Origin of the sequence: Mycobacterium dioxanotrophicus, assembly GCF_002157835.1 — a bacterium.
GTDB lineage: Bacteria > Actinomycetota > Actinomycetes > Mycobacteriales > Mycobacteriaceae > Mycobacterium > Mycobacterium dioxanotrophicus.
On the sequence record NZ_CP020809.1, the window covers coordinates 4,538,805 to 4,560,936 of the forward strand.

The following is a 22,132-nucleotide window of genomic DNA, read 5'->3' on the forward strand; positions in this document are numbered from 1 at the left end:
CCGGCGCGCACCCCAATTACGCGTGTGCAGTGTGCCACCAGGCCTCGGACAGTTCCCCGTGGGCCACCAGGACCGACGGACCACGCAGGTAGCTGCTGGATTCGGTGATGGTCACCGACACCTGGCCGCCGGGGATGCGCACCTGCAGGGTCCCCGTCTCGGCGCCCCGGTTCGCCAGCGCGGCCACCGTTGCGGCGACGGTTCCGGTGCCGCACGACCGGGTCTCGCCGACACCGCGTTCATGCACGCGCATGCTCACCGCGCCGTCGACCGGTGCGGTCAGGATCTCGACGTTGACACCATCGGGAAACAACCCGGAATCGAACGACACCGGCGCACCCACGTCCAGGGCGGCCAGCTCGGCCTCGTCAATCCCCACGCAGGCCAGATGCGGATTGCCCACGTCGACGGCCAGGCCGGTGAAGCTGCGGCCGCCGACAACGGCCGAGCCGGTGCCGAACCGGTTGGCCTTGCCCATCTCGACGGTGACCTCGGCCGTGTCGGCGTCGGCGTGGTGCAGCACCACCGGGCGCGGCCCCGCCAGCGAGCCGACCACGAACTCGTCGGCGGTCTCCAGGCCCGAGGCCTTCAGGTAGTGCGCGAACACACGGACGCCGTTGCCGCACATCTGCGCGATGGACCCGTCGGCATTGCGGTAGTCCATGTACCAGTCGCCGGCCGCGACACCGTCGGGCAACCGGTCGAACACGCCTGCGGCCAGGGCGGCACCCGCCGTGGTCACCCGCAGCACGCCGTCGGCGCCCAGGCCGCGTCGGCGGTCGCACAGCGCGGCCACCGCGCCGGGCTGCAGCGACAGGCGCGCATCGAGGTCGGGCAGCACCACGAAATCGTTCTGGGTGCCGTGCCCCTTGGCGAAGATCACCTGATCAGGATACGTGTCGCCAGATCCGCTCGGCGTCCTCGACCGCCCGGTCGGAGGCCCCGTCCAGCCAGGCCACCCGGTGATCCCTGCGGAACCAGGACCGCTGCCTGCGCACGTAGCGGCGGGTGCCGATGAACGTCGGCTCCGCAGCGGCCGAGCCGTCTCCGCCGGCGTCGAGGTCGGCCAGCACCTGTGCGTACCCCAGCGCCCGCGCGGCCGTGACACCATCGCGCAAACCCCGCTCGCGCAGCGCCCGGACCTCGTCGACCAGACCGTCGGCGAACATCTTGTCGGTGCGCTGCGCCAGCCGCTCGTCGAGAACCTCGGTGGCCCAGTCCAATCCGATGATCGCGGTGTCCCAGCGGGGTGTCCCGATGCGCGGCGCGGAGGCCGCGAACGGCTGTCCGGTCAGCTCCACCACCTCCAGCGCCCGCACGATCCGTCTGCCGTCGGTGGGCAGGATCGACGCGCCCGCCGCGGGATCGACCGCGGTCAGCTCGGCGTGCAGGGCCGCCACTCCGACCTCGGCCAACCGCTCCTCCCACCGCGCTCGCACCGCTGCGTCGGTGGCCGGAAACGCCCACTCGTCCAGCAGCGACTGGATGTAGAGCATCGAGCCGCCCACGATGATGGGCACCGCGCCGCGCGCCGCGATGGCTTCGACGTCGGCCGCCGCAGCCTGCTGGTAGCGGGCAACGGTGGCGGTCTCGGTCACCTCGAGCACGTCGAGCTGGTGATGCGGGATGCCGCGGCGTTCGGTGACGGTCAGCTTCGCGGTGCCGATATCCATGCCGCGATAGAGCTGCATGGCGTCGGCGTTCACGATCTCGCCGCCGAGCCGTTCGGCCAGGGCCAATGCCAACGCAGACTTGCCGGTTCCGGTCGGCCCGATGACGGCGATCGGCCTCACGGCTGCCACACCCCCGCGAAGTATCCGACGCCATAGGGCGCGCCGCGGTAGAGCTCACGTGACCCGGCGGGCGCAGGCTCGGTGAGCCCGGCCAGCACCTGATAGGCGACCCGGCCCACGATCGACTCGGGCAGCCGAAGCAGAGCCGCGGCATCGCCTGCTGCCAACGCAGCGTCGAGGGCCGACTGGATCGCGCCGGACTCCGGGTCATAGCCGCCCGGTGCGCTCGAGGTGAGGGTGGACGCGCCGTCGGCGACCACCAGCACCCCGACCGGGTCTACCGCGTCGTCGATCAGCGCGCGCAGCCGGCGCCCGCGGGCCTGGGCCGCGTCAGCCGAATGGGAGTCGGCGTACACGCGCATTTCGGCGGCGGCGCCGGGACTCGCGTGTCCTCTGATCCAACCGGCGACGAGCGCGCTGAGCGGGAGTTCCGTGGGTGGGTGCGGGCCACCAGGTCCCAGCGCGACCGCCACGTCGACGCCGTATCCGGCGAACGTCCCCGCCCCCTCCGGGCCGATGACGGTGTCGGTGTCGCCGACGCCGACGGCCACCCAGCGCGCGGGCAGTGTCTGCGCCGCCGCGACAACCGCAGCCCGCAGGTCGGTCAGTTCAGCGGCGGCCGCACCCATGAGCTCGGGCACCAGGACAGGTGCCGACGGAACGATCGCGATGGCGCTCAGCACCACACCAAACTAGTGCGCAGGCACCACCGCACCGGCCCGTAGGGCCGCCCATCGGTCCTAGTCACCCCGTGTGCGGGGGTGCCGACAGCGAGTTTGTCAGCCCATTGACCCGAAAGGCATGGGCAGGACACAAGCCGACCTGCTTGAATAGCGTTCGAAACTGACAGCTATCGGGCGCCGCGTCGCGCGGCAGATGCGCGGGTAGACCGCGGGGAAGTACGAGGAGCCGATATGACAACCAGCCAGCCTGGCGAGCACACCCCCAAACCCAGCCCCCGGCCCGGGCCACCGCGCCCCGTCCCCCACCCCACCACCACCGCTGCACCGGTCGTTCCCGTCGCACCGACGAGCGATCCGCACCGGTTCGGCCGCGTGGACGACGACGGCACGGTGTGGCTGATCACCGGATCCGGCGAACGCGTCATCGGATCCTGGCAGGCAGGCGACAACGAGTCGGCCTTCGCACATTTCGGCCGCCGCTTCGACGATCTGCACACCGAGGTGGCGCTGCTCGAACACCGGCTGTCCTCCGGCACCGGCGATGCCCGCAAGATCAAATCCGCCGCAGCTTCGTTGGCCGAAACCCTGCCCACCGCAGCGGTTCTCGGCGACGTCGATGCCTTGAGCGCCCGGCTGACGGCCATCCTCGACCAGGCGGACTCGGCCGCGGCGACCGAACGGGCGCAGCGCGACGAGCATCGCGCCGCGCAGACCGCCCGCAAGGAGGCGCTGGCCGCCGAGGCCGAAGACCTGGCCGCCAACGCCACCCAGTGGAAGGCCGCAGGCGACCGGCTTCGGGAGATTCTCGACGAGTGGCGCTCGATCACGGGGTTGGACCGCAAGGTCGACGACGCGCTGTGGAAGCGTTACTCGGCGGCACGCGAGACGTTCAACCGGCGGCGTGGCTCGCATTTCGCCGAACTCGACCGCGGCCGGGCCAGCGCCCGGCAAGCCAAGGAAGAGCTGTGTGAGAAGGCCGAGCAGTTGGCCGACTCCACCGACTGGGGTGCCACCGGCGCGGCGTTCCGCGAGCTGCTGAACCAGTGGAAGGCCGTCGGTCGCGCGGCCAAGGACGTCGACGACGCGTTGTGGCAGCGGTTCAAGGCCGCCCAGGACGTGTTCTTCTCCGCCCGCAACGCGGCCCATGCCGAGCGGGACGCCGAACTGGAGGCCAACGCCGTGGCCAAGGAAGCGTTGCTGGCCGAGGCAGAGAAGCTCGACACGGCCGATCTCGACGCCGCCCGGGCAGCACTGCGCACGATCGGCGACAAGTGGGACGCGATCGGCAAGGTGCCCCGCGAACGCAGCGCCGAGCTGGAACGTCGGCTGCGGGTGATCGAGAAGAAGATCCGCGATGCACCCACCGGCGGCGTCGATCCGGAGGCCCAGGCCCGCGCTGACCAGTTCCGTAGCCGTGTCGAGCAGTTCGAGAAGCAGGCGCAGAAGGCTGAGGCCGCGGGCCGGACCAAGGAGGCCGAGGCGGCCCGCGCCAGCGCCGAGCAGTGGCGCCAGTGGGCCGACGCCGCCGCGGAATCGCTGGGCAAGCGCCGCTAGGCCAGAAAGTCCCCGACCCGGTTACGCCGTCAGGCGTCCGGGTTGTCGGGATCGGTCGGCTTGTCGTCCTTGATGTCGTCGAGCAGGCCACGCTGGTGTCGCTTGGCGGCGGCGCGGCGACGCTCTTCCTCAGCGGCCAGCTGGACTGCCGTCCGAGACCACACCACCCGCGCCCAGTGGAAGGTCAGCACGATCACCGCGATCCACGCCATGATCAACCCGATACCGGGGCCGGCATGGTGCACGGCGGTCTGCCGCGACCACACCGCCAGCATGCCCGTGGCGCTGGCCACCGCGGTCCCGGCGAGCGCGATCCAGGCCAGGGCCCACCGCCGCGTCAACAGCGCCAGCGTGGAGAAACCCACAGCGAAGACCAGGGCCATCCAGGTGAACACCCGCGACGGCAGGGAGATGCCGTCTGCGACTGCCTTGGCGTCACCGACCAGCACGTCGAAACCCTTGCTCGATCCGGTGTGCGGCAGCACGAACGACAGCAGCACGACGAACACCAGGATCGCCACCACCACCGCCCGGCTGCCCGGGTCGAATTCCCGGGCCATCTTGCGTTCGACGGCGTCGAGGTCACCCTTGAACTGGTCGAAGTGCTCGTCGGTCAACAGCTGCATCCTCCCGATGGGGGTTGGACAGGCGGAGCGCCGACGCGGGGCAATCCCAGGCCGACGCCTGTGCGTGGCCGCTGCCCGGCCGCATGGGCGTCTCCTGCGCGGGTGCGCCGGTGCTGCGTGACGGGTGCGTCGGCGATCAGATGATGCGGGGCGGCTGCGGTGACCGTGGTGGTCACGATGTCGCCGGGCCGGATCGCCTCGGGCGCGATGCCGCCGGGTGTGAAGTGCACCAGCCGGCCGTCCCTGGCCCGTCCCGACATCCGCGCGGTTGCGGCGTCTTTGCGGCCCTCGCCGGTGGCGACCAGCAGCTCGACGGTGCGGCCGACCTGAGCTTGGTTGTCCTGCAGCGAGATTCGCTCCTGCAATTCGATCAGGCGCGCATAACGCTCGGTGACAACGTGTTTGGGGAGCTGGTCGGGCATGGTGGCGGCCGGGGTGCCGGGTCGGATCGAGTACTGGAAGGTGAATGCGCTTGCGAACCGGGCCCGCTCGACGACGTCGAGGGTGGCCTGGAAGTCCTCCTCGGTTTCACCCGGGAACCCGACGATGATGTCGGTGGTGATCGCCGCGTGCGGGATCGCGGCCCGCACCTTGTCGATGATGCCCAGATAACGCTCGGCCCGGTAGGAGCGGCGCATCGCCTTGAGGATGCGGTCCGAACCCGACTGCAACGGCATGTGCAGCGTCGGGCACACATTCGGCGTCTGGGCCATCGCCTCGATGACGTCGTCGGTGAACTCGGCCGGGTGCGGCGAGGTGAACCGCACCCGCTCCAGTCCGTCGATGCTGCCGCAGGCCCGCAGCAGTTTCGAGAACGCGGTGCGATCGCGCGGCAGCTCGGGCGGCGTTGTCGGGTCCTCGCGCAAGCGCTCGTCCGAAAACGACACACCGTAGGCGTTGACGTTCTGGCCCAGCAGCGTGATTTCGAGCACACCCTGGTCGACCAGCGACTGCACCTCGGCCAGGATGTCGCCGGGCCTGCGGTCCACCTCTTTGCCGCGCAAGGCGGGGACGATGCAGAAGGTGCACGTGTTGTTGCAGCCCACCGAGATGGAAACCCATGCCGCATAAGCGGATTCGCGGGCTGCAGGCAAGGTCGAAGGGAATTCCTGGAGCGCTTCGACGATTTCGACCTGGGCTTCGCGATTGTGCCGGGCACGTTCGAGCAGCGTCGGCAGTGAACCGATGTTGTGGGTTCCGAAGACCACGTCGACCCACGGCGCCTTCTTCAGCACCGTGTCACGGTCCTTCTGCGCCAGGCAGCCACCGACGGCGATCTGCATGTTCGGATCGGACTGCTTGCGCGGAGCCAGGTGACTGAGGTTTCCGTACAGCTTGTTGTCGGCGTTCTCCCGCACCGCGCACGTGTTGAACACGACGATGTCAGCCTCGGCGTCGTCGGCGGCACGCCGATAACCAGCCGATTCGAGCAGCCCCGACAGTCGTTCCGAATCGTGCACATTCATCTGGCAGCCGTACGTACGGACCTGGTAGGTACGCACGTCGGCCGCCCCCTCATGGGGTGCCTGAGCGCCGCGCGCCACCGTGGAAGTCACGACGAACATGTTACGGGGACGCAGATACGCCCCAAGCTGAGCGTTCCCTGGGTAGGGTCTGCACCCATGGCCACCGCGACCTCGGTCCCGATGATCTCGATCCAGGGCGTCAACAAACATTTCGGCGCCCTCCATGTCCTCAAGGACATCAACCTCGAAGTGCAACGCGGACAAGTCGTCGTCGTGCTGGGACCTTCGGGCTCCGGCAAGTCGACACTGTGTCGCACCATCAACCGGCTCGAACCCATCGACACCGGAACCATCACCATCGACGGCGACCCCCTCCCCGCCGAAGGCCGCAAGCTGGCCCAGCTGCGCTCCGACGTCGGCATGGTGTTCCAGTCGTTCAACCTGTTCGCGCACAAGACGATCCTCGAGAACGTCACGCTCGCCCCCATCAAGGTGCGCAAGGCCGACAAGGAGAAAACCCGCAAGGAGGCGATGACCCTGCTGGAGCGGGTCGGCGTCGCCAGTCAGGCCGACAAGTATCCGGCCCAGTTGTCCGGCGGGCAGCAGCAACGCGTGGCGATCGCCCGCTCGCTGGCCATGCATCCGAAGGTGATGTTGTTCGACGAGCCGACCAGCGCGCTCGATCCGGAGATGATCAACGAGGTGCTGGCCGTGATGACCGACCTGGCCGGCGAAGGCATGACCATGGTGGTGGTCACCCACGAGATGGGCTTCGCCCGCCGCGCGTCACACCGGGTGGTGTTCATGGCCGACGGCGCGGTCGTCGAGGACGCGGCGCCCGAGGAGTTCTTCACCAATCCGAAGTCCGACCGGGCCAAGGACTTCCTCGGCAAGATCCTCGACCACTGATGGGCGACGATCAGATGCCCACTCGCACTCGCCGCACCCGGCCGCTACGCCTGATCATCCTCGCCCTGCTGGCCGTCGCGTTGCCGTTCATCGCCTCCGGCTGCGGCAGCGACAGCAACAAACTCGTCATCGGCACCAAGTTCGACCAGCCCGGCCTGGCAGTCAAGAAACCCGACGGCTCGATGGCCGGGTTCGACGTCGACGTCGCCACCTATGTCGCCGGCGAGCTGGGTTACAAGCCCGACCAGATCGAATGGAAAGAGGCGCCGTCAGGTCAGCGGGAGACGCTGATCGAGAACGGCCAGGTCGACTACATCGTCGCGACCTACTCGATCACCGATGCCCGCAAGAAGAAGGTCAGCTTCGCCGGGCCGTACCTGATCACCGGGCAGGGCCTGCTGGTGCGGGCCGACGACAACGACATCACCGGCGTCGAGTCGCTGCAGAACGGCAAGAAGCTGTGCTCGGTGACGGGCTCGACACCCGCTCAGCGCATCAAGGACAAGTACCCGGGTGTGCAGCTGCAGCAGTACGACACCTATTCGGCGTGTGTCGAGGCGCTGCGCACGGGCGCCATCGACGCGCTGAGCACCGACGAGGTGATCCTGGCAGGCTTCGCCGCGCAGTTCCCCGGCGCCTTCAAGGTCGTCGGCAAGCCGTTCTCGGTAGAGAAGTACGGCATCGGCCTGCGCAAGGGCGACACCACGCTGCAGACCAAGATCAACAAGGCCATCATCAAGATGCAGCAGGACGGGGCCTGGCAGGCCGCGTTCGAGCGGAACCTCGGGCCGGCCGGTATCGCCACCCCCGCGCCGCCACCACTGGACACCTCGACCGGCACGGAAGCCGGCGAGACCGGCCTGAACCTCGGCAAGTACAGCGGGCAGATGGTCTCGGCGTTCTGGACCACGATCAAGCTCACCGTGTACTCGGCGATCGGGGCACTGCTGCTCGGCACACTGCTGGCCGCGATGCGGCTGTCCCCGGTGCCGGTGATGCGGTGGTTGGGCGCGGCCTACGTCAACGTGGTGCGCAATACGCCGCTGACGCTGATCCTCATCTTCTGCTCGCTCGGCATCGGGACGACGTTGCACATCACGCTGACCGATCCGAACTCCCCGACATCCATCGCCGACAGCGGGTTCCGGCTGGCGGTTCTCGGTCTGACCGTGTACACCGCGTCGTTCGTGTGCGAGACGCTGCGGTCCGGCGTCAACACCGTGCCCATCGGCCAGGCCGAGGCCGCCCGCTCGCTCGGGCTGAGTTTCGGACAGAACCTCCGAATCATCTTGTTGCCGCAGGCTTTCCGCGCGGTGATCATCCCACTGGGTTCGGTGCTGATCGCCCTGGTCAAGAACACCACCATCGCCTCGGCGATCGGTGTGGCCGAGGCGGCGCTGCTGATGAAGGAGATGATCGAGAACACGGCGGCCCTGATGGCGGTCGGCAGCATCTTCGCCGCCGGGTTCCTGGTGCTCACCCTGCCATTGGGGTTGTTGTTCGGCTGGCTCGGGAAACGCTGGGCGGTGGTGCGGTGATGAGCGCTCGCGCGAAGAACGGACAACGCAGATGAGTGAATCGTCAGTTCTCTACGACGCCCCGGGTCCGCGGGCCCGGGCGCGCAATCTTGTGACCGCCGTCGTGACGGTGGCCGTCGTGTTGGTCGCGGCGGTCGCGGTGGTGTGGCGGTTCGGCGATGCGGGCCAGCTCACGGCGGAGAAATGGAAGCCGTTCCTGACCGGCGGCCTGTGGACGACGTACGTGTTGCCGGGTGTGCAGGGCACGCTGACCGCGGCGGTGTTGTCGATCGTGCTGGCGCTCGTGCTCGGATGTGTGCTCGGCGTCGGTCGGCTGTCGCCGATCGGTCCACTGCGGTGGGTGTGTGCGGTGGTCGTCGAGTTCTTCCGGGCCGTACCGGTGCTGATCATGATGCTGTTCAGCTACGCCCTGTACGCGATGTACGACGTGTTCCCGTCCAAGCAATTGGCGCTGGCGGGTGTGGTGACGGGCCTGACGCTCTACAACGGCGCGGTGATCGCCGAGATCGTGCGGGCGGGCGTCCACGCGTTGCCACGGGGCCAGGCCGAGGCGGCGTCGGCTCTGGGGCTGACGTGGGGCCAGACCATGCGGTCGATCCTGCTGCCCCAGGCCATCACCTCGATGCTGCCGGTGCTGGTGTCGCAGATGGTGGTGGTGCTGAAGGACACGGCGATCGGCTACCAGATCACGTTCGTGGAAATGGTGCGTCAGGGCACCGTCGTCGGTTCGGCGTACGGCAACTACATTCCCGCGCTGATCGTGATCGCGGTGCTGATGATCACCGTGAACTTCGCGCTGTCGGCGTTGGCGACCCGGCTGGAACGCCGGCTGCGACGGTCGACTCGCGGGCCTGCGCCCATGCGTGCCGAGGCCGTCGAGCAGGAGGGCGCCCCCGGCGCCGTGGTGTTGCAGGACCAGCGGGATTAGCGCCGGCCGCGCTATACGCGGCGGCGCTCCCGCTCGCTGGCCAACTCGACGCTGACCACATCGAAGGCCATCGACTGGCTGTAGCCGCGGCGGGCCAGCATGCCGACCAGCCGGCGGGTCACCTTCACATCGTCGTCATCGCCCAGCCGTTCCCGGCGCAGCTTGTCGCGTACCAGCTGCTCGGCACGTTGACGTTCGGCGGCCGGGTCGAGGTCGGCCAGCGCAGCCGAGATGACCTCGCCGTCGACGCCCTTCTTGCGAAGCTCGACGGCCAAGGCGCGCTTGCCTTTACCGGAGTTGGCATGCCGCGTCCGAACCCACTGTTCGGCGAAGTCCTCGTCATCGACCAACCCGACGTCAGCGAGCCGGTCGAGGACTGCGGCGCTCACCTCGTCGGGATAGCCACGCTTGGCGAGCTGACCCTCCAGCTCGGCGCGGGTGCGTGCCCGCACAGTGAGCAGACGCAGACACACGTCACGCGCCTGCTCCTCGCGCTTGCGGGGATCCTGCGTCTGCTCTTCGCGGGTGTCGTCAGCCGACTCAGAAGTCGACCGGGGCGGGAAGTGCGTCATCATCCACAGACACATCGGCGCCGATACCGAGCTTCTCCTTGATCTTCTTCTCGATCTCGTTGGCGACGTTGACGTTCTCCAGCAAGAACTTTCGAGCATTCTCCTTGCCCTGCCCCAGCTGCTCACCGTCGTAGGTGAACCAGGACCCGGACTTACGGATGAAGCCGTGCTCGACACCCATGTCGATGAGCGAGCCTTCACGGCTGATGCCGTGGCCGTAGAGGATGTCGAACTCGGCCTGCTTGAACGGCGGCGAGACCTTGTTCTTGACGACCTTGACGCGGGTGCGGTTACCGACCGCGTCGGTGCCGTCCTTGAGGGTCTCGATGCGGCGGACGTCCAGCCGGACCGAGGCGTAGAACTTCAAAGCCTTACCGCCCGTGGTGGTTTCGGGCGAACCGAACATCACGCCGATCTTCTCGCGGAGCTGGTTGATGAAGATGGCGGTGGTGCCCGAGTTGTTCAGCGCGCCGGTCATCTTCCGCAACGCCTGGCTCATCAGGCGGGCCTGCAGGCCGACATGGCTGTCACCCATCTCGCCCTCGATCTCGGCGCGAGGCACCAGGGCGGCCACCGAGTCGATCACCAGGATGTCCAGCGCGCCGGAGCGGACCAGCATGTCGGCGATCTCCAGCGCCTGCTCACCGGTGTCGGGCTGGGACACCAGCAGCGAGTCGGTGTCTACCCCGAGCTTCTTGGCGTACTCGGGATCCAGTGCGTGCTCGGCGTCGATGAACGCCGCGATACCACCTGCGGCCTGGGCGTTGGCCACCGCGTGCAGCGCCACCGTGGTCTTACCCGAGGATTCCGGGCCGTAGATCTCGACAACCCTGCCACGCGGCAGGCCGCCGATGCCGAGCGCCACATCCAGCGAGATCGATCCGGTGGGGATCACCGAGATCGGCTGACGAACCTCCTCACCGAGGCGCATCACCGAACCTTTGCCGAAATTCTTGTCGATCTGCGCCATCGCCAGCTCGAGGGCTTTTTCGCGATCAGGGGCTTGCTGCGCCATGGTGGTGCCTCTCCAAGTAGTCGTGTTGACCGGTGTTCCGATCGGTTGGCCGTGACGCTAGAGCAGGCCACCGACAAGTCAGCTCAGTCGAACTGCAACCCACAGTAGACGAACACCTGTTCGATTCAAGTGGACACGCCGTGGTTACGGCGATTCAGGCATATCGTGAGGAGATCCGGCCCGAACGGGGCAGCGATGCACGAGTTGGCGATAACCCAGAGCGTTGTCGACGCGGTGTGTGAACACGCCGCCGGTCGTCGGATATGCAGTGTGCGACTCGAAGTCGGAGCGCTGTGCGCAGTCGTCCCGGACTCCATGCTGTTCTGCTTCGACCTGGTGACCAAGGGCACGGTCGCCGACGGCGCCCGACTGGACCTCGACATCCAACCGGGCACGGCACACTGCCGCGGCTGCGGGACCGATTTCGAACTTCCCGACCTGATCCTGCTCTGCCGGTGCGGCAGCGCCGACGTCGAGGTGACCGCCGGGCGGGATCTACGCATCCTCTCGATGGAAGTGAGTTGACATGTGCGCCACCTGCGGTTGCGGCGACGATGGCCACGACGGCCCGATGATCACCATCCCCGGCAACGACCACCACCATCCTCATGAGCACCACCACCCTCACGGCGAGCACACCGAGACCGTCACGCTCGAACAGAAAGTGCTCGCCAAGAACGACCTCGTCGCCGAAGAGAATCGCCGGTGGCTCGCCCGCCGCGGCATCCTGGCCCTCAACGTGACGAGTTCGCCGGGGGCGGGCAAGACCACTCTCCTCGAGCGCACCGTCCGCGAGTACGGGGCCCGTCGGCCCATCGCGGTGCTCGAAGGAGATCAGGAGACCTTGCTCGACGCCGACCGGATCAGGTCCGCGGGCGCACGCTCGGTTCAGGTCAACACCGGGGCCGGCTGTCATCTGGACGCGAGCATGGTCCGCGGGGCCCTCGACGCGCTCGATCCCGAGCCCGATTCGGTGCTGTTCATCGAGAACGTCGGAAACCTGGTCTGCCCGGCCCTGTTCGACCTTGGTGAACGCAACAAAATCGTCGTTGTCTCGGTAACCGAGGGGGCCGACAAACCATTGAAATACCCTTACATGTTCGCGGTCGCGGACCTGGTCCTCATCAACAAGATCGACCTCATGCCCTACGTGGATTTCGACATCGAAACATGTTGTAGCAGAGCTCGATCCGTCAATTCCGGGGTTGACATCCTGCCGGTGTCAGCGACGCGCGGGGACGGCCTCGAGCAGTGGTACTCCTGGATTGACACCTGCGCAAAAACCGTGACGTCAGCGTCGGCCGTTGACAACATGAACTCCCAGGAGTAGACCCAGATTTCAGGCGCCCTGAAGAAGCCGGTGAGCGTCTAGATCAGAGTTTGGGACTCCCAGCCCGGGCCCCAAGGAAGCCGTGACGTATGCCAACAGAGGCAGCGGTCAAAGCGGAAGAGGCACTGATCCATGTGCTGTGGATCAACGCCGGATTGAGTTGTGATGGTGACTCGGTGGCGTTGACTGCCGCCACTCAACCGAGCATCGAAGAAATTGCCCTCGGAGCCCTTCCCGGTCTACCGAAAATCGCCGTCCACTGGCCCTTGATCGACTTCGAATGTGGCCCGGCCGGCGGTGCCGATGATTTCCTCGCGTGGTTCTTCAAAGCCGACAGAGGGGAACTCGATCCGTTCGTCCTCGTTGTCGAGGGCTCCATTCCCAACGAACAGATCAAGAGCGAGGGTTACTGGTGCGGGTTCGGCAACGACCCGGCGACCAACCAGCCGATGACCACCAGCGAATGGCTGGATCGGCTGACCCCCAAGGCCACGGCCGTCGTCGCGGTCGGAACCTGCGCCACCTACGGTGGCATCCATGCGATGGCGGGCAATCCGACCGGCGCCATGGGGGTTCCCGACTATCTCGGCTGGGACTGGAAGAGCAAGGCCGGCATCCCGATCGTCTGTGTGCCGGGTTGCCCGATCCAACCGGACAACCTCGCCGAGACCCTGACCTACCTGCTGTACATGGCCACCGACCAGGCGCCCATGATCCCGTTGGATGACGCGCTCCGACCCACATGGCTGTTCGGCAACACCGTCCACGAAGGCTGTGACCGCGCCGGCTACTACGAGCAAGGCGACTTCGCAACCGAATACGGGTCACCGAAATGCATTGTGAAACTTGGGTGTTGGGGACCCGTGGTCAAGTGCAACGTACCCAAGCGCGGTTGGATCAACGGGATCGGCGGTTGCCCCAACGTCGGCGGCATCTGCATCGGGTGCACCATGCCGGGCTTCCCGGACAAGTTCATGCCGTTCATGGACGAACCACCAGGCGGCAAGGTGTCCACGACAGCATCCGGGCTCTACGGGTCGGTGATCCGCAGCTTGCGCCACGTCACCGGCCGCACCGTCGACAAGGAGCCCAAGTGGCGCCATCGCGGTACGACGCTGGAGACCGGAGCTACTCGCACCTGGTAGATGCGGGGTCGGGGCACCGTGGCCCCGACCCGTCAATCTCCCGCCGGAATACGGGAACAGTTGGCATTCCTGGCTTTATCTGCCCACTTGAAAGAGAAGTTCGATGACAACCATCATCCCCGAGCCGTCACACATCAAGCGCGAACCCGGCCAACTGGTGGAGATGGCATGGGACCCGATCACGCGCATCGTCGGCAGCCTCGGCATCTACACCAAGATCGACTTCGAGAACCGCGAAGTCGTCGAATGCCACAGCACCTCATCGATATTCCGCGGCTACTCGATCTTCATGAAGGGCAAGGACCCGCGCGACGCACATTTCATCACCAGTCGCATCTGCGGTATCTGCGGCGACAACCACGCCACCTGCTCATGCTATTGCCAGAACATGGCCTACGGGGTCAAGCCACCGCATCTCGGCGAATGGCTGGTGAACCTCGGCGAGGCCGCGGAATACATGTTCGACCACAACATCTTCCAGGAGAACCTGGTGGGCGTGGACTACTGCGAGAAGATGGTGTCCGAGACCAATCCCAGCGTGCTGGCCAAGGCTGAGAACACTGCCGCACCGCATGCCGACGCGCACGGCCACCGCACCATCGCCGACATCATGCGGGCCCTCAACCCGTTCACCGGCGAGTTCTACCGGGAGGCCCTGCAGGTCAGCAGGTGGACGCGAGAGATGTTCTGCCTCATGGAAGGTCGCCACGTCCACCCGTCGACGCTGTATCCCGGCGGTATCGGCACGACCGCGACGGTGCAGCTGATGACCGACTACATGACCCGGCTGATGCGTTACGTCGAGTTCATGAAGAAGGTCGTGCCGATGCACGACGATCTGTTCGATTTCTTCTACGAGGCCCTGCCGGGCTATGACCAGGTCGGTCTGCGCCGCACCCTGCTCGGTTGCTGGGGGTCTTTCCAGGATCCCGAGGTGTGCAATTTCGCCTACAAGGACATGGAGCGTTGGGGCGACGCCATGTTCGTCACACCCGGCGTGGTGGTCGACGGCAAACTCGTCACCCACTCACTGGTGGACATCAACCTCGGAATCCGAATCCTGTTGGGACACAGTTATTATGATGATTGGTCCGATCAGGAGATGTTCGTCAAGACCGATCCGCTCGGCAACCCCGTCGACCGCCGCCACCCCTGGAACCAACACACCAACCCCAAGCCCCAGAAGCGCGATTTCGACGAGAGCTACAGCTGGGTGATGTCCCCGCGCTGGTACGACGGCAAAGATCACCTGGCGCTGGACACCGGCGGTGGTCCGTTGGCGCGGCTGTGGTCGACGGCGCTCGCGGGTCTCGTCGACATCGGGTATGTCAAGGCGACCGGCCGCAGCGTCCAGATCAACCTGCCGAAGACCGCGCTGAAGGGTCCGGTCGAGTTCGAATGGAAGATTCCGGACAAGGGCAGCAACACCATCGAGCGCAACCGAGCCCGCACCTACTTCCAGGCCTACGCCGCGGCATGCGCGCTGCACTTCGCCGAGCAGGCGTTGGCGGAAATCCGAGCCGGCCGCACCAAGACGTGGGAGAAATTCGATGTGCCCGACGAGGCCATCGGTTGCGGCTTCACCGAAGCGGTCCGCGGGGTGCTGAGCCACCACATGGTGATCCGGGACGGCAAGATCGCCAATTACCACCCCTATCCGCCGACGCCGTGGAACGCGAGTCCGCGCGACAGCTACGGCACTCCGGGGCCATACGAGGATGCGGTGCAGGACCAACCGATCTTCGAGGAGAACGATCGGGAGCACTTCAAGGGCATCGACGTCATGCGCACGGTGCGTAGCTTCGACCCCTGCCTGCCGTGTGGCGTACACATGTACCTCGGGAACGGAAAGTCCTTGGAGCTCATGCACTCCCCCACCCAGTCAGCCACCGTGGACTGACACATGACGCCCGCCGTAACGCCGGTCCACGACGAACCCGATGACGTAGCGCACTGGCGCTCGGCAGGCGACCGAATACAGAATCTCCTGGACGCCAGCGCCGCCGGCGGGGCTGCGGCACTGGATCGTGCCGAACGGCTCGTACGCGAGGTGACCGACCTGTACGGCGCCGGGCTGCAACGGATCTTGACGATCGTCGCCGCGGATCCGGCGATGGTCGAAGCGGTGGCAGGCGACGATCTGGTGGCCAGTCTGCTGCTCGTCCACGGCCTGCATCCGCATCCGGTCGAGCGGAGGATCGCCGACGCGCTCGACCGGGTCCGCCCCTACCTCGGATCGCATGGCGGCGATGTCGACCTGCTCGAAGTCGACGGGCCGGTGGTCCGGCTACGGTTCAGCGGAAGCTGCAAGAGTTGCCCGTCCTCGGCGGCCACTCTCGAATTGGCCATCGAGGACGCGGTCAAGAACGCCGCGCCCGAAGTCTCTTCGATCGAGGTGGTGCCCGACGGCGACGCTCGTCAGCTGATACCCGCACAGTCGCTGCTGGCCCGCGTGCACACCAACGGACAGCGATCCGCCACCTGGCATCCCGTGCCCGCACTCGACGACCTGATGCCAGCAGAGGTGGGCGGTTTCGCCGTCGCAGGCACTTCGGTGCTCGTGTGCCGCATCGACGACGAACTCTTCGGGTACCGCGATCGCTGTCCGGTCTGCACTCATGGGATGGCGGGGGCGACACTGACCGGCACGGTGTTGACGTGCCCGCACTGCGGTTGCGGTTTCGACGCGGTTCACGCTGGTCGTGCGCAGGATGACGGCAGCGATCAGCACCTCGAGCCCGTCCCGGTGTTGAGGCGAGACGGCGTGCCGTCGATGGCGATCGCGCAGGAAGCCATGACGTGAACAGCCCGTTGGACGTACTGGCCCGGATCCGTGCGGGCCGCGGTGCACCGGAGGAGCCCGGTGAGCAGTGCGAGATGTGCTCGGAGCCCATCACCGACGAACACCAGCACGTGGTCAATGTCGAAGGCCGCCAACTGATGTGCGTATGCCGCGGCTGTTACCTGCTGTTCACCGACAGTGAGGCACAGCTGCGGTACCGCGCGGTCCCCGACCGCTATCTGGTGTTTCCCGATTGTGCTGTCAGCAGGGCGGATTGGGAAGCCCTGCAGATTCCCGTCGGTCTGGCGTTCTTCTTCCGCAACTCCGCACTCGGCCGGATCGTCGCGTTCTACCCGGGCCCGGCGGGCGCCACCGAATCCGAACTCGATCTGGACGCCTGGAACACGATGGTCGACCTTGACCCCAGGCTGGGCCTGCCTGCCGCCGATACCGAGGCGTTGCTGATCCGCCTGCCCGACGACGATTCCCTGGAACCTGAGTGCTACGTCGTCCCCATCGACTCGTGCTACGAGTTCGTCGGCCGAATACGGTTGCTGTGGCGCGGATTCGACGGTGGGCAAGACGTCCGCCGCTACATCGGCGAGTACTTCGGCGCACTCGCTCACCGCAGCCGGGTGGTGCCACCGTGACCGGCCCGACGCCGCAGGCGACGGAGCTGACCTTCGCCGTCCTTGAGGTCAGCCCCGAACCCTATGCGGTGACACCGATTCTCACCGCGCGCATCGGCGTGGCGGCGATCGGTGACGACCCCGTCCATGCGCTGGCACTGCGTTGTCAGGTCCGCATCGAACCCATGCGGCGCGGCTACCGCGACGACGAGGCCACCGGTCTGCTGGACCTTTTCGGCCCGCGCGAACGCTGGAACACCACCCAGCGCACCTTCTTGTGGCAGCACGCCACCGCCATGGTGCCCGGGTTCACCGGCACCACCCAGGTCGGGCTCGCACTCGAATGCACCTACGACTTCGAGGTGGCCGCCGCTAAGTACCTGCACGCCTTGCGCGGCGGAACCATCCCGCTGCAGTTCCTGTTCAGCGGCACCGTATTCACCCGTGGATCGCGCGGCTTCGCCGTCACCCAGGTGCCATGGGACCGTGAGGACCGGTTCGACATGCCGGTCGCGATATGGCAGAACCTGGTCGCACAACACTTCCCGAACACCGGTTGGCTGCGCCTGAGGCACGACACACTCACGGACCTGGCCGCCTACAAGTCCCGACATGGTCTGCTGTCCTTCGACGAGACCATCACCTCGCTGTTGTCCCGGCAGGAAATTTCATGAGCGCCGATTGGGAACAGGTACGGGCGGTCGCCGACGCGGTCCTCTACGAGGGCTACCTGTTGTATCCCTATCGGGCCGACTCGCAGAAGAACCAGTCCCGCTGGCAATTCGGCGTGTTGGGCCCCACTGGCGCAGCCCGGACCGGGATCGGGGAGGACAGCGTGCTGTCGACCCAGCTGCTCGTCCGTCCGCACGACCGCCCGGAGGTTTCGGTCGTTGTTCGGTTCCTCCAACTGCAGCGCCGCACCGCCGAGCGTCGCTGCTCCGGGCAGCGGTTCGAAGCAGTCGACGAGCTGGTGACCGCACACGGAGTGTGGCTCACGTGGGATGAGGCGATCGAACACGAAATCCAGTTCGGCCCGTTCGATCTGGCCGAGCTCGGCGCGGCACAGACATGCCATGTGGCGGTTCGACCGGGCGCCGACATCGAATATCTCGAAGGCGGACGGTTGGTGCGGTCGCGACGCGAGCTACGCGGGGAGCTTACCGTCGCGTGCGAGCCCGACGACGGGCTACTACGGCTGAGCCTGTCCATCACAAACACCGCGGCGCCCGCGTCGAGCAAGGACGACGCCATCGCGGTGTCGTTGATCGGAACCCATCTTGTACTGTCTGTCGCCGACGGCGAATTCGTCTCTCTGCTGGACCCGCCCGCAGACGCGAGCGCGGCTGCGTCCAGATGCAAGCATCAGCGCTGCTTTCCCGTCCTGGCCGGCCCACCCGAGGAAAGCCGGCTCATGCTGGTGTCACCGATCATCCTCTACGACCATCCCGAGATCGCCGAGCAAAGTGGGGGCACGCTCTACGACTCGACCGAGATCGACGAGATCCTCACCCTGCGGATCATGACGATGACCGACCAGGAGAAGGCGCAGGCCCGCGCGACCGACCCGCGCGCCGCGCACATCATCGACCGGTGCGAGTCGATGTCGCCCGAGGCGATGCTCAATCTGCATGGCGTGCTGCGCAATCCACATGCTTCCGGCGAACCGGGACTCATCCCGGAACTGCCCGACGGCATCGAGTGGTGGGATCCCCTTGCCGACGGCGCGGTCGACCCTGCCGTCGATGCTGTACTGGTCAATGGGGTGCGGGTGAGTCGAGGCAGCCGCGTCCGGCTGCACCCGTCGCGCCGCGCCGACGCCCAGGACCTGTTCTTCGTCGACAAGATCGCGCATGTGACGTCGGTGCACGAGGATGTCGACGGCGAGCACCATCTGGGCGTCGTGCTCGACGACGATCCGGCCGCCGACCTTCACGAATGGTATGGCCGCTACCTGTACTTCTCACCCGATGAAGTCGAACCGTTGGTGCAATGAGAGGAGTCGCAATGGAAGTCGTGGGTTGGATCGCCGTCGTGGTCGTGGCGGCTGTCGTGGCCGCCGGAGCAGTGGTCGGCCTGAGGTCGATTCCCGATGCGCAGCGTTACCTGAAGATGCGTCGCATGTAGCCGGTGACATCACGTCCGGAGTACTGGTAGCCGGTATCGGCAACATCTTCCTCGGAGACGACGGATTCGGGCCCGAGGTGATCAGGCATGTCCCCCGACATGCCGACGACGCGCGAATCCGCATGCGCGACTACGGGATCGGCGGCATGCATCTGGCGTACGACCTGCTCGACGACTGGGATGCCCTGATCCTGGTCGACGCGCTCCCGTGCCAGGGATCACCGGGGACACTGCACGTGTTCGAAGCCGACTTCGCAGGTCTGCCCGGCCCGGCCGGTCTGGATGCTCACGCGATGGACCCGGCGGCGGTGTTCGCCGGTCTCACCGCGCTCGGCGGCGCACCGCCCTACACGGTGGTGATCGGCTGCGAAGTCGAAACAGTCGCCGACGGCATCGGCCTGTCCGACAGTGTGACAGCAGCGATTCCCCATGCGGTCGCGGCGATCGAAGCCGCGACGGCCCGCCTCGCGAACCGGGAGGTCTGATCATGTGTCTGGGAATCCCGGGGCAGGTGGTGGGCATGCTGGAGGGCTACGGCGGTCAGCTAGCCCTCGTGGACGTGGCCGGTGAGCACCGCAAGGTCAACGTCGGCATGCTGGCCGATGCGACATTGCGCACCGGCGACTGGGTGATCATCCACATGGGCTTCGCCGTCGACAAGACCGACGCGGCCGGTGCCGACGCGGCCCTGCGCGGACTTGAGCTACTCGGCCGCGGCCGCAGCACCGAGGATCCACCATGAGTGTGCGACAACGACTTCGAGTCGGCGTCCACGGCGTGGTGCAGGGCGTCGGTTTCCGGCCGTTCGTGTACACCACCGCGGCGGCGTTGGGCCTGACAGGATGTGTGCGCAACGACAGTTCGGGTGCGGTCATCGAGGTCGAGGGCGATCGCACCGCCCTCGACGAATTCCTGAATCGGCTGAGCGACAGTCCCCCTCCGCTGGCCGTCGTCGAGTCGATCGAGGCAGCGCGCATCCCGGTGACAGGCGGGACCGGATTCGTCATCGCCGATACCTCGAGGGCCGACGGCGGCCGCACCCTGGCCTCACCCGATGTCGCGATGTGCGCCGAATGTGCGGCCGAACAGCGCGATCCGGCTGATCGCCGCTACCGGCACGCGTTCATCAACTGCACCAACTGCGGCCCCCGCTTCACCATCATCGCGTCACTGCCCTATGACCGCGCGGCGACGGCGATGGCTCCTTTCGCCATGTGTGCCGACTGCGCCCGGGAGTACACCGACCCCGCCGACCGGCGGTTCCACGCGCAGCCGGTGTGCTGCCCGCGGTGCGGGCCTACCGTGACCTTCCACGGCGACACCACCGCCACGGCCGAATCGGGGGTGCAGGATGCCCGGCAACTGCTGTGCGACGGGAAAATCCTCGGCGTCAAGGGAATCGGCGGCTACCACCTGGCCTGCGATGCGAGCGATCATCGAGCGGTCGCCGAACTGCGCCGACGCAAACGCCGCGGTGACAAGCCCTTCGCGGTGATGGTGCCCGACCTTGCCGCAGCACACGACATCGCCGACATCGGCGCTGCCGAAGCGCGGTTGTTGGGCGGCCCGGCGCGTCCGATCGTCCTGCTGCCACGCCGCTCCGGTGCGGCGGTCGCCGACTCCGTCGCTCCACACAATCCCGACCTCGGGGTGATGCTCGCCTACAGTCCGCTGCACGCCCTGCTGTTCGGGCTACCCGGCGACCGACCGGCGCCCCGCGTGCTCGTGATGACGTCGGCCAATCTCAGTGGCGAACCGATTTGCTACACCGACGACGATGCGCTGCACCGGCTTTCGTTCCTGGCCGACGGCTGGCTCACGCACGACAGGGCGATCCTGGTGCCCTGCGACGACTCCGTGCTCCGCGTGGTCGACGGCACCGAACTGCCGATCCGCCGCTCACGGGGATACGCGCCACTGCCCGTTGCCCTCCCCATAGCCGTACCACCCACGCTGGCCGTGGGTGCCGATGTCAAGAACACTCTGGCCGTGGCCGATCAGCGCTACGCCTGGTTGAGCGCACACATCGGCGACATGGACGGGCTGGCCACGCTCACCGCGTTCGGCCAAGCGGTCGGGCACCTCGAGGCGCTCACCACCGTCGCGCCCGAAGTCCTTGTCGCCGACGCTCATCCCGAGTATCGGTCGACTGGCTGGGCGCACCGCAACGCCGACGGCCGACCGGTGCGGACGGTGCAGCACCACCACGCCCATATCGCCGCGGCGATGGCTGAACACGGCCTGGACTGTCCGGTGCTCGGATTCGCGTTCGACGGAACCGGATACGGCCCCGACGGCGCGGTGTGGGGTGGCGAGCTGCTCGAAGCGGACTACAAGGGTTACCAGCGGCTGGCGCACCTGCGATATGTGCCGATGCCCGGCGGCGACATCAGCGTGCGACGGCCCTACCGGATGGCACTGTCGCATTTACGGGCAGCCGGGCTCGACTGGGACACTGACCTGCCGCCGGTGCGGGCATGTCCGTCCGACGAGTTGCGCGTACTCGAACATCAGTTGCGCAGGGACGCCGGGTGCACCCCGACCTCCAGCATGGGCCGGCTGTTCGACGCCGTCGCCGCCTTGATCGGGGTGGGTCAGGTGGTGGACTACGAGGCACAGGCCGCCATCGAGCTGGAGGGGTTGTCGCGCACCGCCGAAGCCGGCAGAGGCCGCTGCGCCGCCGGTACCACCCATTACACGTTCACCCTCGACACCGACCGGCATCCGCTGGTGTTCGATCCCGGGCCGGTGCTCGCGGCCGTGATCGAGGATCTCCGCGGCGACGTACCGGTCGCGGTGATCGGGGCCCGATTCCATCGGGCGGTGGCCGATCTGATCGTCGCACTGGCCGAAATCCGCGCGGTGCCGGGCCAGCCCGTGGTGCTCTCGGGCGGAGTGTTCCAAAATGCGCTGCTGCTGCGCCAGACGCTGACCGCGCTGCACACCAAAGGATTCCAGGTGTTCACCCACCGCCAGGTGCCTCCGAACGACGGCGGCATCGCGCTGGGCCAGCTCCTGGTCGGAAATGCCGGGTGAGC

23 protein-coding genes and 1 pseudogene are annotated in these 22,132 nt (G+C 67.0%); 17 read left to right on the plus strand and 7 right to left on the minus strand.

What is annotated here, in order from left to right:
- Positions 1-16: 16 nt before the first annotated feature.
- The 3 genes from dapF to BTO20_RS22085 are packed head-to-tail and all read right to left on the minus strand — an operon-like array spanning position 17 to position 2,476.
- Positions 17-883, minus strand: coding sequence for a diaminopimelate epimerase (dapF, locus tag BTO20_RS22075; RefSeq protein ID WP_087078270.1), 867 nt, complete (start codon positions 881-883; stop codon positions 17-19).
- Between the two features lie 4 nt (positions 884-887).
- Positions 888-1,793: a tRNA (adenosine(37)-N6)-dimethylallyltransferase MiaA gene (miaA, locus tag BTO20_RS22080; protein ID WP_087082484.1), complete on the minus strand. Its 906-nt coding sequence runs from the start codon at positions 1,791-1,793 to the stop codon at positions 888-890.
- Entirely contained in the window at positions 1,790-2,476 is a 687-nt protein-coding gene (locus BTO20_RS22085; RefSeq protein WP_198344020.1) for a class III extradiol ring-cleavage dioxygenase family protein, read from the minus strand. The genes miaA and BTO20_RS22085 overlap by 4 nt, the downstream gene beginning before the upstream one ends.
- Before the next feature lie 231 nt (positions 2,477-2,707).
- On the opposite strand from BTO20_RS22085, the gene BTO20_RS22090 reads away from it, so the two are divergent.
- Positions 2,708-4,030: a DUF349 domain-containing protein gene (locus BTO20_RS22090; protein WP_087078272.1), complete on the plus strand. Its 1,323-nt coding sequence runs from the start codon at positions 2,708-2,710 to the stop codon at positions 4,028-4,030.
- Positions 4,031-4,059: 29 nt separating this feature from the next.
- Here the strand turns inward: BTO20_RS22090 and BTO20_RS22095 are convergent, their stop codons facing one another.
- Together BTO20_RS22095 and miaB are read right to left on the minus strand one after the other, a co-directional pair.
- Complete coding sequence (locus tag BTO20_RS22095) at positions 4,060-4,656, minus strand: Rv2732c family membrane protein (protein ID WP_087078273.1); 597 nt, start codon at positions 4,654-4,656, stop codon at positions 4,060-4,062.
- Entirely contained in the window at positions 4,644-6,221 is a 1,578-nt protein-coding gene (gene miaB, locus BTO20_RS22100) for a tRNA (N6-isopentenyl adenosine(37)-C2)-methylthiotransferase MiaB (protein ID WP_087078274.1), read from the minus strand. Before miaB ends, BTO20_RS22095 begins: the two co-directional genes overlap by 13 nt.
- A gap of 81 nt (positions 6,222-6,302) precedes the next feature.
- Here miaB and BTO20_RS22105 point away from each other — a divergent pair, with 81 nt between their 5' ends.
- The 4 genes and pseudogenes from BTO20_RS22105 to BTO20_RS22115 all read left to right on the plus strand — a co-directional run bounded on the left by BTO20_RS22105 (position 6,303) and on the right by BTO20_RS22115 (position 9,497).
- Complete coding sequence (locus BTO20_RS22105) at positions 6,303-7,031, plus strand: amino acid ABC transporter ATP-binding protein (protein WP_198344551.1); 729 nt, start codon at positions 6,303-6,305, stop codon at positions 7,029-7,031.
- Positions 7,032-7,045: 14 nt separating this feature from the next.
- A pseudogene (locus tag BTO20_RS40660) lies at positions 7,046-7,858 on the plus strand (glutamate ABC transporter substrate-binding protein); the annotation flags it as partial.
- Between the two features lie 60 nt (positions 7,859-7,918).
- Positions 7,919-8,569: an amino acid ABC transporter permease gene (locus tag BTO20_RS40665; protein WP_232491256.1), complete on the plus strand. Its 651-nt coding sequence runs from the start codon at positions 7,919-7,921 to the stop codon at positions 8,567-8,569.
- A 31-nt stretch (positions 8,570-8,600) separates the two neighbouring features.
- The gene (locus BTO20_RS22115) at positions 8,601-9,497 is read left to right on the plus strand and encodes an amino acid ABC transporter permease (protein ID WP_087078276.1); all 897 of its coding nucleotides are present in this window, start codon (positions 8,601-8,603) and stop codon (positions 9,495-9,497) included.
- Positions 9,498-9,508: 11 nt separating this feature from the next.
- Here the strand turns inward: BTO20_RS22115 and recX are convergent, their stop codons facing one another.
- A complete protein-coding gene (gene recX, locus BTO20_RS22120; protein ID WP_087078277.1) occupies positions 9,509-10,069 on the minus strand; it encodes a recombination regulator RecX in 561 nt (186 codons plus the stop codon).
- A complete protein-coding gene (recA, locus tag BTO20_RS22125) occupies positions 10,038-11,084 on the minus strand; it encodes a recombinase RecA (RefSeq protein WP_087078278.1) in 1,047 nt (348 codons plus the stop codon). The genes recX and recA overlap by 32 nt, the downstream gene beginning before the upstream one ends.
- A gap of 195 nt (positions 11,085-11,279) precedes the next feature.
- On the opposite strand from recA, the gene BTO20_RS22130 reads away from it, so the two are divergent.
- The 12 genes from BTO20_RS22130 to hypF all read left to right on the plus strand — a co-directional run bounded on the left by BTO20_RS22130 (position 11,280) and on the right by hypF (position 22,130).
- A complete protein-coding gene (locus tag BTO20_RS22130) occupies positions 11,280-11,609 on the plus strand; it encodes a hydrogenase maturation nickel metallochaperone HypA/HybF (protein ID WP_087078279.1) in 330 nt (109 codons plus the stop codon).
- Position 11,610: 1 nt separating this feature from the next.
- The gene (gene hypB, locus BTO20_RS22135) at positions 11,611-12,414 is read left to right on the plus strand and encodes a hydrogenase nickel incorporation protein HypB (protein WP_087078280.1); all 804 of its coding nucleotides are present in this window, start codon (positions 11,611-11,613) and stop codon (positions 12,412-12,414) included.
- A gap of 89 nt (positions 12,415-12,503) precedes the next feature.
- Positions 12,504-13,559, plus strand: a complete 1,056-nt coding sequence (locus tag BTO20_RS22140; RefSeq protein ID WP_064946420.1) for an NADH-quinone oxidoreductase subunit B family protein — start codon at positions 12,504-12,506, stop codon at positions 13,557-13,559.
- Positions 13,560-13,662: 103 nt separating this feature from the next.
- Entirely contained in the window at positions 13,663-15,459 is a 1,797-nt protein-coding gene (locus BTO20_RS22145) for a nickel-dependent hydrogenase large subunit (protein ID WP_087078281.1), read from the plus strand.
- 3 nt (positions 15,460-15,462) lie between these two features.
- Positions 15,463-16,362: a NifU family protein gene (locus BTO20_RS22150; protein ID WP_087078282.1), complete on the plus strand. Its 900-nt coding sequence runs from the start codon at positions 15,463-15,465 to the stop codon at positions 16,360-16,362.
- A complete protein-coding gene (locus BTO20_RS22155; RefSeq protein WP_087078283.1) occupies positions 16,359-16,991 on the plus strand; it encodes a DUF5947 family protein in 633 nt (210 codons plus the stop codon). The genes BTO20_RS22150 and BTO20_RS22155 overlap by 4 nt, the downstream gene beginning before the upstream one ends.
- Positions 16,988-17,644: a DUF6084 family protein gene (locus tag BTO20_RS22160; RefSeq protein WP_087078284.1), complete on the plus strand. Its 657-nt coding sequence runs from the start codon at positions 16,988-16,990 to the stop codon at positions 17,642-17,644. Before BTO20_RS22155 ends, BTO20_RS22160 begins: the two co-directional genes overlap by 4 nt.
- Positions 17,641-18,963, plus strand: a complete 1,323-nt coding sequence (locus BTO20_RS22165; RefSeq protein WP_087078285.1) for a hypothetical protein — start codon at positions 17,641-17,643, stop codon at positions 18,961-18,963. The genes BTO20_RS22160 and BTO20_RS22165 overlap by 4 nt, the downstream gene beginning before the upstream one ends.
- Positions 18,964-18,974: 11 nt before the next feature.
- Positions 18,975-19,094, plus strand: a complete 120-nt coding sequence (locus BTO20_RS41390) for a DUF6893 family small protein (protein ID WP_087078286.1) — start codon at positions 18,975-18,977, stop codon at positions 19,092-19,094.
- Between the two features lie 8 nt (positions 19,095-19,102).
- Entirely contained in the window at positions 19,103-19,579 is a 477-nt protein-coding gene (locus tag BTO20_RS22175) for a hydrogenase maturation protease (RefSeq protein WP_087082488.1), read from the plus strand.
- Positions 19,580-19,581: 2 nt separating this feature from the next.
- Positions 19,582-19,836 carry a HypC/HybG/HupF family hydrogenase formation chaperone gene (locus BTO20_RS22180; protein ID WP_087078287.1) on the plus strand — a complete coding sequence of 85 codons (255 nt, stop codon included), beginning with the start codon at positions 19,582-19,584 and terminating at the stop codon, positions 19,834-19,836.
- Complete coding sequence (gene hypF / locus BTO20_RS22185) at positions 19,833-22,130, plus strand: carbamoyltransferase HypF (RefSeq protein ID WP_087078288.1); 2,298 nt, start codon at positions 19,833-19,835, stop codon at positions 22,128-22,130. The genes BTO20_RS22180 and hypF overlap by 4 nt, the downstream gene beginning before the upstream one ends.
- Positions 22,131-22,132: the final 2 nt, after the last annotated feature.

Bases quoted from the DNA above. Each gene is read 5' to 3' on its own strand.
- BTO20_RS41390 (WP_087078286.1), top strand. From the start codon at position 18,975: ATGGAAGTCGTGGGTTGGATCGCCGTCGTGGTCGTGGCGGCTGTCGTG.
- BTO20_RS40665 (WP_232491256.1), top strand. From the start codon at position 7,919: ATGGTCTCGGCGTTCTGGACCACGATCAAGCTCACCGTGTACTCGGCG.
- BTO20_RS22150 (WP_087078282.1), top strand. From the start codon at position 15,463: ATGACGCCCGCCGTAACGCCGGTCCACGACGAACCCGATGACGTAGCG.
- BTO20_RS22165 (WP_087078285.1), top strand. From the start codon at position 17,641: ATGAGCGCCGATTGGGAACAGGTACGGGCGGTCGCCGACGCGGTCCTC.
- hypF (WP_087078288.1), top strand. From the start codon at position 19,833: ATGAGTGTGCGACAACGACTTCGAGTCGGCGTCCACGGCGTGGTGCAG.
- BTO20_RS22130 (WP_087078279.1), top strand. From the start codon at position 11,280: ATGCACGAGTTGGCGATAACCCAGAGCGTTGTCGACGCGGTGTGTGAA.
- BTO20_RS22145 (WP_087078281.1), top strand. From the start codon at position 13,663: ATGACAACCATCATCCCCGAGCCGTCACACATCAAGCGCGAACCCGGC.
- recX (WP_087078277.1), bottom strand. From the start codon at position 10,069: ATGACGCACTTCCCGCCCCGGTCGACTTCTGAGTCGGCTGACGACACC.
- recA (WP_087078278.1), bottom strand. From the start codon at position 11,084: ATGGCGCAGCAAGCCCCTGATCGCGAAAAAGCCCTCGAGCTGGCGATG.
- BTO20_RS22090 (WP_087078272.1), top strand. From the start codon at position 2,708: ATGACAACCAGCCAGCCTGGCGAGCACACCCCCAAACCCAGCCCCCGG.
- BTO20_RS22140 (WP_064946420.1), top strand. From the start codon at position 12,504: ATGCCAACAGAGGCAGCGGTCAAAGCGGAAGAGGCACTGATCCATGTG.
- hypB (WP_087078280.1), top strand. From the start codon at position 11,611: ATGTGCGCCACCTGCGGTTGCGGCGACGATGGCCACGACGGCCCGATG.
- BTO20_RS22105 (WP_198344551.1), top strand. From the start codon at position 6,303: ATGATCTCGATCCAGGGCGTCAACAAACATTTCGGCGCCCTCCATGTC.
- BTO20_RS22095 (WP_087078273.1), bottom strand. From the start codon at position 4,656: ATGCAGCTGTTGACCGACGAGCACTTCGACCAGTTCAAGGGTGACCTC.
- BTO20_RS22180 (WP_087078287.1), top strand. From the start codon at position 19,582: ATGTGTCTGGGAATCCCGGGGCAGGTGGTGGGCATGCTGGAGGGCTAC.
- miaB (WP_087078274.1), bottom strand. From the start codon at position 6,221: ATGTTCGTCGTGACTTCCACGGTGGCGCGCGGCGCTCAGGCACCCCAT.
- BTO20_RS22115 (WP_087078276.1), top strand. From the start codon at position 8,601: ATGAGTGAATCGTCAGTTCTCTACGACGCCCCGGGTCCGCGGGCCCGG.